General features: G+C 65.9%; 11 protein-coding genes and 1 riboswitch. Of the genes, 3 read left to right on the forward strand and 8 right to left on the reverse strand.

The window, feature by feature from the left end:
- Positions 1–29: 29 nt before the first annotated feature.
- Both QZY03_RS04210 and QZY03_RS04215 read left to right on the forward strand, forming a co-directional pair.
- Complete coding sequence (locus tag QZY03_RS04210) at positions 30–416, forward strand: hypothetical protein (RefSeq protein ID WP_295578509.1); 387 nt, start codon at positions 30–32, stop codon at positions 414–416.
- A complete protein-coding gene (locus tag QZY03_RS04215) occupies positions 358–621 on the forward strand; it encodes a hypothetical protein (protein ID WP_295578510.1) in 264 nt (87 codons plus the stop codon). The genes QZY03_RS04210 and QZY03_RS04215 overlap by 59 nt, the downstream gene beginning before the upstream one ends.
- A 246-nt stretch (positions 622–867) precedes the next feature.
- Here QZY03_RS04215 and QZY03_RS04220 read toward each other — a convergent pair whose 3' ends face one another.
- Entirely contained in the window at positions 868–1,254 is a 387-nt protein-coding gene (locus QZY03_RS04220; RefSeq protein WP_295578511.1) for a helix-turn-helix transcriptional regulator, read from the reverse strand.
- Between the two features lie 193 nt (positions 1,255–1,447).
- A riboswitch (cobalamin riboswitch) is annotated at positions 1,448–1,673 on the forward strand.
- Between the two features lie 146 nt (positions 1,674–1,819).
- On the opposite strand from QZY03_RS04220, the gene btuB reads away from it, so the two are divergent.
- Positions 1,820–3,688, forward strand: a complete 1,869-nt coding sequence (gene btuB, locus QZY03_RS04225) for a TonB-dependent vitamin B12 receptor (protein ID WP_295578512.1) — start codon at positions 1,820–1,822, stop codon at positions 3,686–3,688.
- A 468-nt stretch (positions 3,689–4,156) separates the two neighbouring features.
- On the opposite strand, the gene QZY03_RS04230 is transcribed toward btuB, so the two are convergent.
- The 7 genes from QZY03_RS04230 to QZY03_RS04260 all read right to left on the reverse strand — a co-directional run bounded on the left by QZY03_RS04230 (position 4,157) and on the right by QZY03_RS04260 (position 14,954).
- On the reverse strand, positions 4,157–6,856 hold the full coding sequence (locus QZY03_RS04230) for an SBBP repeat-containing protein (protein WP_295578514.1): 2,700 nt from the start codon (positions 6,854–6,856) through the stop codon (positions 4,157–4,159).
- Positions 6,853–7,515, reverse strand: coding sequence for a hypothetical protein (locus QZY03_RS04235; protein WP_295578515.1), 663 nt, complete (start codon positions 7,513–7,515; stop codon positions 6,853–6,855). The genes QZY03_RS04230 and QZY03_RS04235 overlap by 4 nt, the downstream gene beginning before the upstream one ends.
- A 184-nt stretch (positions 7,516–7,699) precedes the next feature.
- Positions 7,700–11,095: an SBBP repeat-containing protein gene (locus QZY03_RS04240; protein WP_295578516.1), complete on the reverse strand. Its 3,396-nt coding sequence runs from the start codon at positions 11,093–11,095 to the stop codon at positions 7,700–7,702.
- Between the two features lie 325 nt (positions 11,096–11,420).
- The gene (locus QZY03_RS04245; RefSeq protein WP_295578517.1) at positions 11,421–13,790 is read right to left on the reverse strand and encodes a Tex family protein; all 2,370 of its coding nucleotides are present in this window, start codon (positions 13,788–13,790) and stop codon (positions 11,421–11,423) included.
- A gap of 92 nt (positions 13,791–13,882) precedes the next feature.
- Positions 13,883–14,251 carry a hypothetical protein gene (locus QZY03_RS04250; RefSeq protein WP_295578518.1) on the reverse strand — a complete coding sequence of 123 codons (369 nt, stop codon included), beginning with the start codon at positions 14,249–14,251 and terminating at the stop codon, positions 13,883–13,885.
- 53 nt (positions 14,252–14,304) lie between these two features.
- A complete protein-coding gene (locus QZY03_RS04255) occupies positions 14,305–14,577 on the reverse strand; it encodes a hypothetical protein (RefSeq protein ID WP_295578519.1) in 273 nt (90 codons plus the stop codon).
- A gap of 53 nt (positions 14,578–14,630) precedes the next feature.
- Positions 14,631–14,954 (reverse strand): hypothetical protein, encoded by a 324-nt coding sequence (locus tag QZY03_RS04260; protein ID WP_295578521.1) that lies wholly within the window; start codon positions 14,952–14,954, stop codon positions 14,631–14,633.
- Positions 14,955–15,159 lie beyond the last annotated feature (205 nt).

Below are 15,159 nucleotides of genomic sequence, written 5' to 3' on the forward strand. Positions count from 1 at the left end.
CGCGCGCCGCATCCACCACGGGTCGCGCGATGCCGCCCAAACTTGGAATTGTCGGCTGCGCCGAGATCGCAATGCACCTCGCGGACGGCACGATCGTGACCCGCGACCTGGATGAACGCGGCCGGCTGGTGGAGATGCGTGACGGCGCCGGGAGCCTGGTCTACGGCTACGATGACCTGGGGCGGTTGAACCGGGTGGAGCGGGAGGGCGCACCCGCGCTCCACTACACCCACGATAATGCTGACCGGATCAAGACGCTGCGTGTCCGCGACGCCTTCCACATCGGCTACACCTATGACTTCCGCGGCCGCCTGGAGTCCATCGGCGCGGGAGCGGGCCGGTCCGCCGCCAACCCTGATGGAACTCTATCACGCGATCTGGCGCGGCACCTTCCCGCGGATCGCACTGGATCCTGACACGCCGCGGGACATCTTCTATCGTTCCTATCTCCAGACCTACATCGAACGGGATGTCCGCAGTCTCGCCCGGGTCGGCGACGCTTCGGCTTTTCAGCGTTGCGTGCGGGCAGCCGCGGCCAGGACCGTGCAGTTGGTCAATTTCGCCGATCTGGCGCGCGATGTGGATGTCGATCAGAAAACCGTGAAGGCATCGATCTGCTGATCGAGCAGGACGACACCCTCTACCCGGTCGAAATAAAAAAAGACGGCGACCCCCAGCCGACACACCGCGGGCGATTTCGGCGTCCTGGACAAAACCGGGCGGCGCATCGGCGAGGGTGCGGTACTCTGCCTCAAGGAGACGGATGTACCGCTCTCCACAACTGTCTCGGCGATACCGGTCTGGTATCTGTAGCACCGTTGGTCCGCATTGCCTAATTGGTTGGTCCGCGCAGCGGACCCTACCAACTCAAGCCGTCTTCTTGGCGCGCTTGGCCTTCGCGGCAGGCAGGGATTGCGCCAGTTCGCGCAGACGGGCGCGGCCCTCGTCGTCCGTCGCACGATAACGGGCAATCAGGTCGGCCTCCTCCGGCTCGCAAGGTGGATCGTCATCCAGACAGAGCAGCCACGTGGGCGTAACGGTGCCCAAGGCTGACGCGAGGATGGCGGACTCTTCGAGGCCCATGCGGCGCAATCCTTGCTCGTAATTACTGATCCGCGACTTGGAGTAGCAGCCGGTACGCTCCGCCAGTTCGCTCAATGAGAGCCCCAGGTCATGCCTGGCCTGACGCAGGCGGGTACCGATGCGATGGGTGAGATCGGCGGCGGGCTCGATCTTGGCGGCAGTGTCGATCATGGGGACCTCGGTCGGTGGTGGCTCGGTTTGTGGACTAGAGTAGCGCAGGTCCGACACGAAATGCATGTTAATCCGTCAATGATCCGGACGGTCAGGGCTGGCGCGAACAAATCAACCCGGATCGCCAGGCCGGCGCGCGGACTCGCGCCGTGCGGTGGCGGTGATTGACGGCTCGGGGGTCACGCCCTAGAGTGCGGTCCCTTGATCTTCCGGTGCCCCGCGGGCCTTCGCCTCACGGGTTAAACGGGAAGCCGGTGAGCGCCCTCGCGTCAGGGCGCCAGCCCGGCGCTGCCCCCGCAACGGTAAACGAGTCGAGGTTCGGCACGATGCCACTGTGTCTACACACGGGAAGGCGCCGCACCGGGGAGACCCTCTCCCACTCGTGAGCCCGGAGACCGGCCGGACGATCATCACCGGGGTCGCGGGGTGCGGCCGACCGGGACGTCAGGTCGCCGTCCGCACGGCGTCTGCCCTGCCCTGTCCATTGCGCCTCCACGATCCTTCCATGTTGGCATCGGCCCCCGCGGGTGTGCGCGGGCCATTTTCGTTGTCCTGGAGTCGTACCTTGAAGCACTCTCTCTTGGCGGCCGCCCTCGGGCTGCCGTTCGCGCTCTCTGCCCTGGCCGAGAGCGAGCCGGAACCGCAGACCACCCTGGACCCGGTGGTGGTCACCGCCACCCGCACCCCCGAGCGCGCCGACCGCACCCTCGCCTCCGTTTCGGTGGTAGACCGCGCGACGATCGAAAAACGTCAATTCCGCTCGGTTCCGGATGCCCTGCGCGGTCTGCCGGGTGTCACCGTCTCCACCAGCGGCGGCGTTGCCTCCGTCTACCTGCGCGGGACCAATTCGGACAGCGTGTTGGTCCTGGTCGACGGTGTCAAAGTCGGCTCGGCCACCCTCGGGACCTCCCCCTGGGCCGACCTGCCCACCCAGCAGATCGAGCGGATCGAGGTGGTGCGCGGACCTCGCTCCAGCCTGTACGGCTCAAAGGCGATTGGCGGCGTGATCCAGATCTTCACCCGCCGCGGCGGCGGCGACTTGACGCCAAGAGTGACGGTCACCGGTGGGTCATTCAACACCGCCGCCATCTCCGGCGGCCTTTCCGGCGGCGGGGATCACGCCTGGTTCAACGTCAGCGGCGACTTCGCGCAGACCGACGGATTCAACGCCTGCTACGGTCAGATCGCCCCCTTCGCCGGCTGCGGCGTGGTCGAACCGGATCGCGACGGCGCCACCCAACTGGGCGGCAGCGCCCGCCTGGGCTACCGCTTCAGCGAACGCGCCGAGATCGACCTGAGCTACCTGGGCGCCAACAACACCACGGACTTCGACGGTACGATCTTCTCCGGTAACCGCTCGCGCAGCGCCCAGCAGGTCTTCGGCGCCCGCACCCGCCTGGTGCCCTTCACTCCCTGGGTGGTCACCCTAGCCGCCGGCTACAGCCTGGATAAATACACGGCGGACTACAGTGACGTCGAGGTCGAGCAGGTGCCCGCCGGTGACTTCGACACCCAGCGTGACAGCCTGACGTGGCAGAACGACATCAGCATCCACGCCGGCCACCTCGTCAGCCTCGGGGTCGATTACCAGCGCGACCGCATCGACAGCAGCGTCACCTATGCCGAGGACTCCCGCGCGGACACCGGCGTCTTCGGCGAATACCAGGGTGAATGGCGGGCCGCGACCATCAATCTGAGCCTGCGCCAGGACGACAATGAGCAGTTCGGCAGCTACACCACCGGCAGCGCCGCCCTGGGCTACCGCTTCGCACCAACCCTGCAAACATCGGTCTCCTACGGCACCGCCTTCAAGGCCCCGACCTTCAACGAACTCTACTACCCCTACTTCGGCAATCCCGATCTGGACCCCGAGGAATCCAACAGCCTGGAACTGGGGTTCGACGGAGCCCTGCCGGAATCCTGGGTCGATGGACGCTGGGGGCTCAATCTCTATCGCACCGAACTGGACCAGATGATCGCCTTCGACGCCTTCACCCAGGGCGCCAACAACATCGCCCAAGCCGAGATCCAGGGGCTGGAACTCAGCGCCAACGCGGCGATGCAGGACTGGGACCTGGGGTTCAGCCTCACCCTGCTGGACCCGCGCAACCGCTCCGCCGGCGCGGACGACGGCAACCTCCTGCCACGCCGCCCGCAGCAGCAGGGCCAACTCGACCTGGACCGACGCTTCGCGCGCTGGTCACTGGGCGCCACCCTGTTCGCCGCCGGGCGCAGTTACGACGACCTGGCCAACGTCTACACACTCGACCCCTATACCCTGCTGGACCTGCGCGCCGAATACGCCTTCACCGCCAGCCTGCGCCTCCAGGGCCGGTTGAAGAACGTCTTTGACCAGGACTACGAAACCGCCGCCTTCTATAACCAGCCGGGGCGGGCTTTTTATCTCACGCTGCGGTATGAACCGGCATTGTGAGCAATGCCAGCGTTCCGGGTTCTTCAACCTAAATTCGGCAGTTCGCACCACAAAGGCACAAAGATCACAAAGAAAGACAATGGGTTATTGTCATGATGCGCCTCACCTGACTGGTGATCCGCCATTTCAACGCAACACATTGAAATTCTTTTTGTGTCCTTTGTGTCTTTGTGGTGCCACTGCTCTTTCTAGGTTCAAGGTCCCGGCCGGCAGTCCGACCTCGGCGGTGGAGGCGGGTACGAGGGTTTGACGACACACTCCGACCCACAGCGGCGTGTGGCCGGGACCATGATCAACCCATGATTACGAGACGCGCAAAGCGTCCGCCTCGTAGCCTGTCGGACGTTGGACCCGACAGGCCACACTGGCCAAGAGTGATAGCGCTACGTGAACTCTGGGGCTGTCGGTCCTCGCAAACGCTTCGGTGTTTGCGTGGGAGCACCGCGCGACCCTAAGCCCGACAGGCTGCTAGAAGGTCAACCTGCTCACCAGCGCCTTGGTCCCGACATCCTGGATCAGTACGCGGACCCGACCCGTCGGCGTCGTGCCGAGCACCGCGACTTCCGGGCTGCCGTTGCCGTTCAGGTCGGGCAGAACCGCCAGGTCGGCCGGCGCGAGCCCCTCAAACCAGAGGTTGCGCACCAGGGTACCGGTGACGACATCGCGCAGCTCGGTCTTGGTCTGACCCTCGGCGTTGCGGCCCAGCAGCGCCACCTCGGCCACGCCGTTGCCGTCGAGGTCGGGCAGCGCGGTGAGTTGGTGATGCATGAAGTTCGGGTTGTAGTAGACGAACCCGACTTCGGCGGCAGTGCCCGTATCCGTCGTCTTCACCACGACATTGGTGCCTCTCTGCTCCAGCACCGCGACGTCCGAGGGGCCGACCCCGGCGGCGTCCGGCACCTCGACCAGATCCAGCGGGTTGGCGCCCGTCTGCGACCACAGATCCCTGACCAGCAGCCCGCTGCGGCTGTCGCGCAGCTCGACCTTATTCTTACCAGTTTCAAAAAACGTTTTTTTAATCCCAAGCATGGCGAGCTCGGGCGCGCCGTTGCCGTTCACATCCGCGACCACGGCGAAGCCGCGATAATCGTAGTCCGGGTCGAATTGCACATCCCCAACCCAGGCACCGGTGCGGGCATCCCGGATCTGCACCGCGGCGTAACCAGGATTTGAGGTCGCCGCAAGCACCGCCAATTGCGCCGTACCCCCGTCAGGATCAGCCAACACCGCCAGGCGTTTAGGCGTGCGGTCGCCGAGATCGAAGACGATCGCATGGAGCCGGTCGCCGCTGAGCGTGTCGTGGACCTCGACCTGCATGTCGGAGGTTGCTGCTTTGCGGCCGAGCAGGGCCAATTCCGGGGCACCATTGCCATTCTGGTCGGGCACCACGGCAAGGTCGATCAGTACATAGCCCGGGTCGCACCGGAAGGTCCGGATCGACGCCCCGCCGACAGCATCCATGATGCGAACGCTGAGGTCCCCGGCCGGCCCCTCCTTCAATACGACCGCGATGTCCGGGATGCCGTCGCCGGAGACATCGCCAAGCGACAGGACACGCAGAGGTGCCATGACCGGTGCGGACTTACCTTCCGAGATCTTGGCGATATAGACATCACCCTCGCCTCTGTAGGTCGGTCGCAGAGGCTTGCGGGTCGGGAAGTCGGTAGAGCCAGTCGATCCTGTCACGTAAGCATTGCCAAGCCCGTTCACGGCGATGCCGCCAGCACCTTCGCCGTTGCTTCCGCCGAGATAGGTGGAATAGAGCAGTGCGGCACCGTCGGCACTGAACTTCGCCACAAAGGCATCACCGTTTCCGCCGCTGCCCGGTTGCAGGACGTCGCGTGTCGGGAAATCGATGGAGTAGGTCCATCCGGTCACGTACGCATGGCCGGCGCTGTCCACGGCGATGCCAGTTCCTGTGTCGGAGCCGCTGCCACCGAGGTAGGTCGCATAGACCAGCGTCGCGCCAGCGGCACTGAGCTTCGCGATAAAGGCGTCAGTTTCGCCGCCGTAGGCTGTTTGCAGGGCCTGGCGTGTCGGGAAGTCTCTGGCCCAGGTCGACCCCGTCACGTAGGCATTCCCGGCGCCGTCCACGGCGATGCTCAGGCCCTCATCCCCGCCGTTACCTCCGAGGTAAGTCGAGTAGATCAGCGTAGAGCCATCGGCACTCAGCTTCGTCACGAACGCGTCCTGGTATCCGCCGAATGTCGGTTGCAGCGCATTGCGTATCGGGAACGTGCTGGCATCATTCCTATATACTTGGGTAATTCCCGTCACATAGACATCGTCCCGGTCGTCAACGGCGATGCCATTGCCGTAATCGTCGTCGAGGCCGCCAAGATAGGTCGAGTAGATCAGCGTGGCGCCATCGGCACTGATCTTCGCCACGAACGCGTCCGGGCCGCCCTTGCTGCTGCCAAAGACAGGTTGCAGGGCGTTCCGTGTCGGGAAGTTCCCGGATGCGGTGCGTCCGGTGACCCAAGCATTGCCTGCGCTGTCCACGGCAATGTCCTTGCCCCAGTCATATCTGAGGCCGCCAAGGTAAGTGGAGTAGACCAGCGTAGCGCCATCGGCACTGAGCTTCGCGACAAAGGCGTCGCTTTCGCCGCCGGAGGCCGGTTGCAGGGCGTTACGTGTCGGAAAGTCGTCGTACCACCCGACCGCTCCTGTCACGTAGGCATTTCCGGCGCCGTCCACCGCGATCCCATACCCGGCGCCGCCGCCAAGGTACGTGGAGTAGACCAGCGCGGCGCCATCGGCGCTGAGCTTGGCGACAAAGACGTCGTCGGATCCTTCACCGTCAGGTTGCAGGGCCTGGCGGGTCGGAAAGTCCGTGGAGTAGGTCAATCCCGTCAGGTAGGCATTCCCCGCACCGTCCACGGCGATGTCGTAGCCAGTGTCGTGGCTGCTGCCACCGAGGTAGGTGGAGTACACCAACACCGGATCGATCACCAACGCCCGCTTGGCGTCATAGTCACCGATGGCCAGACTCACCTCCCGATTGTCCGCCAGCACATAGTGCGTCGGAACCAGCGTGCGCTCCCCGTTGGTCTCTTGATAGACCCGTGGGCTGTGCTGGATGACCTGCTGCTCACCCAGGGTCAGCACCAGGCTGCCGGTGTCATCCAGCCGCATCCGATCCGCGCCCGCGAAGGCGAGCCGGATCACCTTGGGGTCCGCCCCCGGGGCCAGCACCAGGTCATACTCCAGTTGCCCTGGGTGCCGTAATAGACCAGATCGACGCCGGGATAGACCCCTTCGTAGCGGACCTTGGCATAGGTCGACAGGCCGGTCCGCCAGGCCGCGGGGTTCTTGCCGCGCAGGTAGTTGACCTTGCCCGGCAGGGCGGCCTCGCCGCGCATGGTCGGCTCGGGATTGGCACCGACCAGGCTCAAGCGCAGCACCGCCGGGGGTGTCGCCGCGGCGGTCGGTTCCGGCACCGCGGCCGGCGTCGGGCCGGGTTCGGACGCCGACCGGATGCCGGGCCGCGGCGCTGGCTGCGGCTGTTTGGTGTGCAGTGAAAGCACCGCCTCGCCGGGCGTCAGAAACAGGCTATAGCCGGGACCGCGGGCGAGGAACTTGACCGCCGCATCGGCCTGCCCGCCGTTGGCCTCGAAGGTGTAGGGCAGCTTGCCGTAGTCGGCCTGGATGTTCGCCTGGGCCGGGGTGGTTGAGGCGGCCGCCCCGCTGGCCGACGGTGAGGCTGGTTGGATCAGCGGCGCCGCGAGGCCGGGCGGGACGGGGTCGGGTGCGGCGGCGGCCAGCAGGCCGCTGCCGAGCGCCAGCACGGCGGGGATCAAACGCAGTCGTGGCAGGATGTCGAACATATCAAAGCTCCTTTGAAGTGATCTCGAAGAACGTTATGTGGCTTCAACTATCGCCGGTCGTCGGGTGCGGTGAGGCACGAACCGCATCATGCACCAGGCAACGGCTTGCAGAATTTGCCGCCAATGCGCGTTCATCACCGCACCCGACGGATGCGCGCCGGCTGGAAGCCGGCGCCACAAGGGGCTAGAAGTCCAGCCGGCTGATCACCGCCTGGGTCGCGGTGTCCTTGATCAGGACCTGGATCCCACCCGCTGTCGTCACGCCGAGCACGGCGATCTCCGGACTGCCGTTGCCGTTCAGGTCGGGCAGCACCGCCAGGTCCAGCGGGGCGAGGTGATCAAACCAGAGGTTACGCACCAGCGCACCGGTGACGGCATCGCGCAGCTCGGTCTTGAGGTGACCCACGGCGTCGCCGCTCAACACCGCCAGTTCGGCCGCGCCATTGGCATTGAGATCGGGCAGCGCGGCCAGTTGGTGCGGCGTGAAGTTCGGGTTGTAGTAGACGAACCCGAGTTGGTCACCGGTGCCCGTATCCGCGGTCTTGACCAGGACGGCCGATCCGCTGCGTCCCAGCACCGCCACTTCCGGCGTCCCGTTGCCGTTGGCGTCCGGCAGCTCGGCCAGGCCGAGCGGGGTGGTCCATTTCGGGGACCACAGGACTTTGACCAGGGCCGCGCTGGCGCTGTCACGCAGTTCGACCCGTGGCTGACCGGCGGCATTGACCCCCAGTACGGCGAGTTCCGCGGCGCCATTGCCGTCGGCGTCGGCGACCGTGGCGAAGTCCACGTGGCGGAACGCCTTGGCGAAGAACACCTGGCCCAGTCCGGCACCGGTGGCGGCGTCCTTGATCTCGGCGGCGATCCCGCCGGTCGTCGTCTTGATGCCAAGCACCGCCAGTTCCGCCGCGCCATTGCCGTTGCGATCGGGCAGTACCGCCAGCCGCTGGGGCACGAAGGCGGAGTTGAAAGCGACCGCGCTCAGCCGCTCGCCGGTCAGGCTGTCGCGCACCTCGACCTGGACGCTGCCGTTCGCGGCATGGCGGCCCAGCGAGGCTAGCTCCGGGGCGCCGTTGGCGTTCTGGTCGGGGATAACCACCAGATCAAGCGGGGCATAGGCGGGATCGAAGTCGATGGTGTGTCGCGCTGCACCGTTAGCGACATCCCAGACCTGACCGGTTAGGGTCCCAGTGGCCGCATCCTTGAACAAGACCGCGAGGTGCTGGGTGCCGTTGCCACTGAGGTCGCCGACGGCCGCGAGCCAGGCTAATGCCGCCAGGGGTGCATCCCCGATCTTGGCGACAAAGGCATCACTTTGGAATACTGACCCGGCGTAGTCCGGCTGCACGGCCTGGCGGGTCGGGAAGTCGATGGAGTCGGTCCATCCGGTCACGTAGGCATTCCCGGCGCCATCCACAGCGATGCTACTGCCACTTTCGGTGCCGTCACCACCCAGGAAGGTCGCGTAGACCAGCGCGGCGCCATCGGCACTGAGCTTGGCGACAAAGCCATCGTAGTTTCCGCCGCCATGATGAGGCTGCAAGGCATAGTGCGTCCGGAAGTCGCGGGACTGGGTAGATCCGGTCACGAAGGCGTTCCCGGCGCCGTCCACGGCGATGTCAGTGCTGAAGTCGGAGCTTCTGCCACCGAGGTAGGTGGTGTAGAGCAGCGTGGCGCCATCGGCACTGACTTTGGCAACAAAGACATCGCGGGCTCCGCCGCGGTCAGGCTGCAGAGCCTGGCGGGTCGGGAAGTCGCTGGAGTCGGTATATCCCGTCAGGTAGGCATTCCCTGCGCCGTCCACGGCGATACCAGTGCCCTCGTCGTCCCAGTTGCCGCCGAGGTAGCTGGAATAGACCAGCGTGCCACCATCGACACTGAGCTTAGCGACAAAGGCATCTTTGTATCCGCCGCCGAAGCCAGGCTGCAGGGCCAGGCGGGTCGGGAAGTCGCTGTTGCTGGTACCCCCCGTCACGTAGGCATTCCCGACGCCGTCCACGGCGATGTCGTACCCAACATCCGAGCCGCTGCCGCCGAGGTAGGTCGAGTAAACCAGCGTGGCCCCATCAGCACTAAGCTTGGCAACAAAGGCATCAGCACCATCGATGCCTCCGTTACCGATCTCAGGCTGCAGGGCGTTACGGGTCGGGAAGTCGGTTGAGCGGGTATATCCCGTCAGATAGGCATTCCCGGCGCCGTCCACGGCGATGTCAAAGCCGGATTCGGAGCCGCCGCCACCGAGGTAGGTGGCGTAGACCAGCGTGGCGCCATCGGCACTGAGCTTGGCAACAAAGGCATCGGACCATCCTCCGCCGTGTTCCGGTTGCAGGGCCTGGTGGGTCGGGAAGTCGGTGGAGGAGGTCACTCCCGTCAGGTAGGCATTCCCGGCGCCGTCCACGGCGATACTATAGGCGATACTATAGCCTCGATCGTCTTCGCTGCCGCCGAGGTAGGTCGCGTAGACGAGCGTGGCGCCATCGGCACTGAGCTTGGCGACAAAGGCATCGTAAAATCCGCCGCCGAGGCCAGGCTGCAGGGCCTGGCGGGTCGGGAAGTCGGTGGAGGAGGTATATCCGGCCAAGTAGGCATTCCCGGCGCCGTCTACGGCAATGCCTTCGCCAAAGTCGTAGCCGCCGCCACCCAGGTAGGTGGAATACACCAACACCGGATCAATCACCAGCGCCCGCTCGGCGTCATAGTCACCGATCGCCAGACTCACCTGCCGGTTGTCCGCCAGCACATAGCGGGTCGGAACCAGCGTCCGCTCCCCGTTGGTCTCCTGATAAACCCGCGGGCTGTGCTGGACGATCTGCTGCTCACCCAGGGTCAGCACCAGATTGCCGGTGTCATCCAATGTCATCCGATCTGCGCCCTCGAAGGCCAGCCGGATGACCGTCGGGTCCGCCCCCGGGGCCAGCACCAGGTCATACTCCAGTTGCCCCTGGGTGCCGTAATAGACCAGATCGACGCCGGGATAGACGCCTTCGTAGCGCACCTTGGCATAGGTGGACAGGCCGGTGCGCCAGGCCGCGGGGTCCTTGCCGCGCAGGTAGTTGACCTTGCCCGGCAGAGCCTCCTCGCCGCGCATGACCGGGTCGGGATTGGCGCCGATCAGGCTCAGGCGCAGCACTGCCGGGGGCGTCGCCGCGGCGGTCGGCTCCGGCACGGCGGCCGACGTCGGCACGGGCAGCGGGTCCGGACGGGCGCCGGGCCGGTGCCGCGGCGCCGGGTTCGGTTGGCTGGTGTGCAGTGACAGCACCGCCTCACCGGGCGTCAGGAACAGGCTGTAGCCGGGGCCGCGAGCGAGGAACTTGACCGCGGCATCGGCCTGGCCGCCGTTGGCCTCGAAGGTATAAGGCAGCTTGCCGTAGTCGGCCTGGATGCGCGCCTGGGCCGGGGCGGCTGGAGCGGTCACCGCGCTGGCCAGCGGTGCGGCCGGTTGGATCAGCGGCACCGCGAGAGCGGTGATGCCCGCCCCGCCGCCGGCAGGCGCAATGGGGTCGGGTGCGGCGGCGGCCAGCAGGCCGCTGCCAAGCGCCAGCACGGCGGGGAACAGGCGCAGTCGTCGAGGGATCTTGGACATACCGAGGTTCCTTGGGTAAACAGTCTGCATGGCGTTGCCGATGCGTGCAAAACTGTGATCAGCGTCACACTTTGAGAGAGCGGACGGTAACATTCCAGCCAAAGGCGGGGAAATCCCCGTTGGTCGCGCATCAACCACCGTCCGGCGGAAGTATTCAGCCGGCCGTCCGCCGGCCCGCCGGCTCAACCGCCGGATGCGGAAAACCGCATGTCCTGCGCTGCGCTATAGCTTTCGGACGTGATATCCGAACGATCGGGTCGGGTTTTAAACCCACCCCTAGACCAAGGGTCTGTCTGGATATCAGGTATGAAGGCTACATTGCGCCCTACCCCTTGCGTGCCTTCTCAAAGGCCGCGGCCAGCGCACCGCCCGCGGGAACCGGCTGCTCCGCGGGCTGGCGCTGGGGCGCCGGCCGTCGGTCGCCGCCCGCGCGTCGGGACTGGTCTTGTTGGCGCGGCGGCTGGCCGCGCGGGGCCCCGCGCTCCGGACGTTCGGTCCGTTCGCGGCCGGGCTCGCCGGCCCGCCGCTCCGCCGGCTCACCCAGCCGCATGGTCAGGGCGATGCGCTTGCGCGGAATATCCACTTCCAGGACCTTGACCTTCACCAGGTCGCCGGACTTGACGACCTGATGGGGGTCCTTGACGAAATGGTCGGCGAGCATGGAAATGTGAACCAGGCCGTCCTGGTGGACGCCGATATCGACGAAGGCACCGAAGTTGGTGACGTTGGTGACCGTGCCCTCCAGGATCATCTCGGGTTGCAGGTCTTTCAGCGTCTCGACCCCCTCCCGGAACACCGCCGCCTTGAACTCGGGACGCGGGTCGCGGCCGGGCTTCTGCAGTTCGCTCAGGATGTCCTGCACCGTCGGCAGGCCGAAGCGCTCGTCGGTGAATTCCCCGGCATCCAGCCGGCGTAAGGTCGCGGTGTCACCGATCAGCTCGCGGATGCCCTTGCCCGCGCGCTCGCAGATGCGCCGCACCACCGGATAAGCCTCGGGATGGACGGCGGAGGCGTCCAGCGGCTCGTCGCTGTCCGGCACGCGCAGGAAACCGGCACTCTGCTGGAAGGCCTTGTCACCGAAGCGCGGCACGGCCATCAGCTTCTTGCGGTTGGGGAAGGCGCCGTTGGCCTCGCGGAAGGCGACGATGTGCTCGGCCAGGCCCTTGTTGAGCCCCGAGACCTGCGCCAGCAAGGGGACCGAAGCGGTGTTGAGATCCACGCCGACCGCGTTCACGCAGTCCTCCACCACCGACTCCAGGGCGCGCGCCAGGCGGGGCTGATTGACGTCATGCTGATACTGACCGACACCAATGGCCTTGGGGTCGATCTTGACCAACTCGGCCAAGGGGTCCTGGAGACGGCGCGCGATGGAGACGGCACCACGCAGCGATACGTCCATGCCCGGCAGTTCTTTGGAAGCGAATTCCGAGGCCGAGTAGACCGAGGCACCGGCCTCGCTCACCACCAGTGAGCGCAAGCCCAACTCGGGGTGCGCCTTGATCAGTTCGCGGGTGAGCTTGTCGGTCTCACGCGAAGCAGTACCGTTGCCGATGCTGATGAGTTTGACCTGATGCGCCTGGCACAGCTTGGCCAAGGTGGCGATCGAGGCATCCCACTGATTGCGGGGCTGATGTGGATAAATGGTGTCGGTGGCGGCCACCCGCCCGGTCGCATCGACGATGGCCACCTTGACCCCGGTCCGCAGCCCCGGGTCCAGGCCCAGGGTCGGCAGCCGCCCGGCCGGCGCGGCGAGGAGCAGGGCCTTGAGATTCAGGCCGAAGACGCGGATCGCCTCCTCTTCGGCGGCCTCCAGCACCCGGCCTTTGAGGTCCAGATCGAGGCGGGTCAGGAGTTTGATCCGCCAGGTCTTGCGCACCGTCTCGATGAGCCAGTCGTCCGCCGTCCGGCCTTGGGAGCGGATGCCGAAGCGGGCGGCGACCATGGCGCGGAAGGGGGCGTCCGGGTCCTCGTCCTCGCCCGGCACCAGATCGAGATTCAGCACGCCTTGATTGCGCCCGCGAAACAGGGCGAGCGCCCGATGGGACGGGACCTTGGCGATTGCTTCGCGATAATCGAAATAGTCGGAGAACTTGTTGCCCTCCTGCTCCTTGCCGACAACCACCTTCGACACCAGCACGCCCTCCTCCCATAGGCGATCCCGCAGGCGACCGGTCAACTCGGGGTCCTCGGCGAAGCGCTCCATCAGGATCTGCCGCGCCCCTTCGAGCGCCGCGGCGCCATCAGCCACGCCCTTGCCGGCGTCCACATAGCGCTCAGCCTGCGTCGCCGGGTCCTGGGTGGGATCAGCGAGCAAGCCGTCGGCCAGCGGTTCCAGCCCCGCTTCACGGGCAATCTGGGCCTTGGTGCGGCGCTTGGGTTTATAGGGCAGATAGAGATCTTCCAGACGCTGCTTGGTGTCCGCGCCCTCGAGGTCCGCACGCAGCGCGGCGGTGAGTTTGCCCTGCTCCTCGATACTGGCGATGACCGCGGTCCGCCGCTCGTTGAGCTCCCGCAGATAGCCCAGCCGTTCTTCCAGATGACGGAGCTGGGTATCATCGAGACCGTCGGTGGCCTCCTTGCGGTAACGGGCAATGAAGGGCACGGTTGCACCCTCGTCCAGCAGCCGAATGGCCGCCTCCACCTGGGAAGCGCGGGCGTTGAGCTCTTGGCTGATGGTCTCGGTGATAGTCTGCATCGGTGAAGCGGTCCTGCTTGAGTGGGTATCGCGGGCAGTGGCGAGGGCGAAACGGAGCGGGGTTCAGTGTATGACACAAATCGCTGTAACGATCAGTCAATGCGGCACGTCTCGCCGTAGACGGCCATGATCGCGCGCAGTTCGGCGAGGACTTCCAGTCGGGCGGTGGCCGTCAGACCGCTGGTCTCGGGCAGATCTTCGCCCTGTTCCAAACGCGCCATGCTCGATCGGACCTGACGGCAGCCCTGGCGGCACAGCGCTTCGATGACCGCATCCAACGGGCTTTCGCCGCGCGTTGCCGCACGCGTCTCGATTGACGATAACTCGACTCTCTGCACCGGCGTCTCTCCCGAGCAGTACCGAACGCCCCAGCGCCCGGTCTGGTGTTGGGCCTTGATTCTCAACGCATCGGCCCGCGGCGACCCGACCGTGGCGCGGACCGACACCTTGCGCCTGGCCATTCTACAGAAATCGTCGGTCGAATCCGCGCTGTTCGCGCGTGATCAGGCGTTGGTCACCGGGCTCGGCAGCTTGGCGACGCGGCTGCACCGGCGCACGCGGCGGGCCAGTTCCACTCGGGGAAGCCGCCGACGGCGGCGAAGAGGTCGCGCCGGATGGTCATGGCCTGATCGCCGAAGGTCGTCAGCCGCGATTCAAAACGCCAGCCCCAGGCATAGGCGCCGAGCAGCCAGTGGCGCTGATCGACGGCAATCCGCTCGCGTCGTGACCGGGTTTGGCCGAGCGCCCCAGTACGAAGGCCCCAGATGACACAGTACTCTTTGTGCAAAAACGACGCTTCAGGCGCTTACCAGGAATATCCCCCCCGACTTATGCAAACGCTCAAGTCTGCAAAGCGCGGTTACGCCGTTGGCCCAACCACCAGGTCAGGCCGGCGATGGCGATGATCACCAGTGTGGCGCCCACCAGAAGCATGATCGACTGCTCGAGCCACCCGATGGCAGGCACGGCAAGGAACAGCACCGCGCCCAACCCGCAGATCCGCCAGACCCGCGCCTGCAATCCGGCCATGAAGGTGCCGAGTGCCAACAGGGTCAGCATGACGAGCCCAGAGGCGTTGGTGTTAAGGACACCCTGCACCCCCGCATTGTATAGAATATAGGTGGCGACGATCAGTGCAAACCAGTTCAGCGCCTGCACCGTCACCAATTCCCACCGGGCCTCCGGCGTCGTGAAATGGCGCCACCCCGCGACGATACAGATGACGGCGTAGACTCGACTTTGGCCATTTCAGGGAGTCGAGGCCAGTTGATTCAGCACGCGTTGCCAATCCTGGCGGGAAATAACGAGGGCGTCCGGGTCTGCGGTTGAGTTGACGAAATTCGCCGCCGCCCAACTGGTGCGGCGCACC

The organism is uncultured Lamprocystis sp. (genome assembly GCF_903933125.1).
Taxonomy (GTDB): Bacteria; Pseudomonadota; Gammaproteobacteria; order Chromatiales; family Chromatiaceae; genus Thiodictyon.

Bases quoted from the DNA above. Each gene is read 5' to 3' on its own strand.
- QZY03_RS04220 (WP_295578511.1), bottom strand. From the start codon at position 1,254: ATGATCGACACTGCCGCCAAGATCGAGCCCGCCGCCGATCTCACCCAT.
- QZY03_RS04215 (WP_295578510.1), top strand. From the start codon at position 358: ATGGAACTCTATCACGCGATCTGGCGCGGCACCTTCCCGCGGATCGCA.
- QZY03_RS04240 (WP_295578516.1), bottom strand. From the start codon at position 11,095: ATGTCCAAGATCCCTCGACGACTGCGCCTGTTCCCCGCCGTGCTGGCG.
- QZY03_RS04250 (WP_295578518.1), bottom strand. From the start codon at position 14,251: ATGGCCAGGCGCAAGGTGTCGGTCCGCGCCACGGTCGGGTCGCCGCGG.
- QZY03_RS04235 (WP_295578515.1), bottom strand. From the start codon at position 7,515: ATGTTCGACATCCTGCCACGACTGCGTTTGATCCCCGCCGTGCTGGCG.
- QZY03_RS04245 (WP_295578517.1), bottom strand. From the start codon at position 13,790: ATGCAGACTATCACCGAGACCATCAGCCAAGAGCTCAACGCCCGCGCT.
- QZY03_RS04210 (WP_295578509.1), top strand. From the start codon at position 30: ATGCCGCCCAAACTTGGAATTGTCGGCTGCGCCGAGATCGCAATGCAC.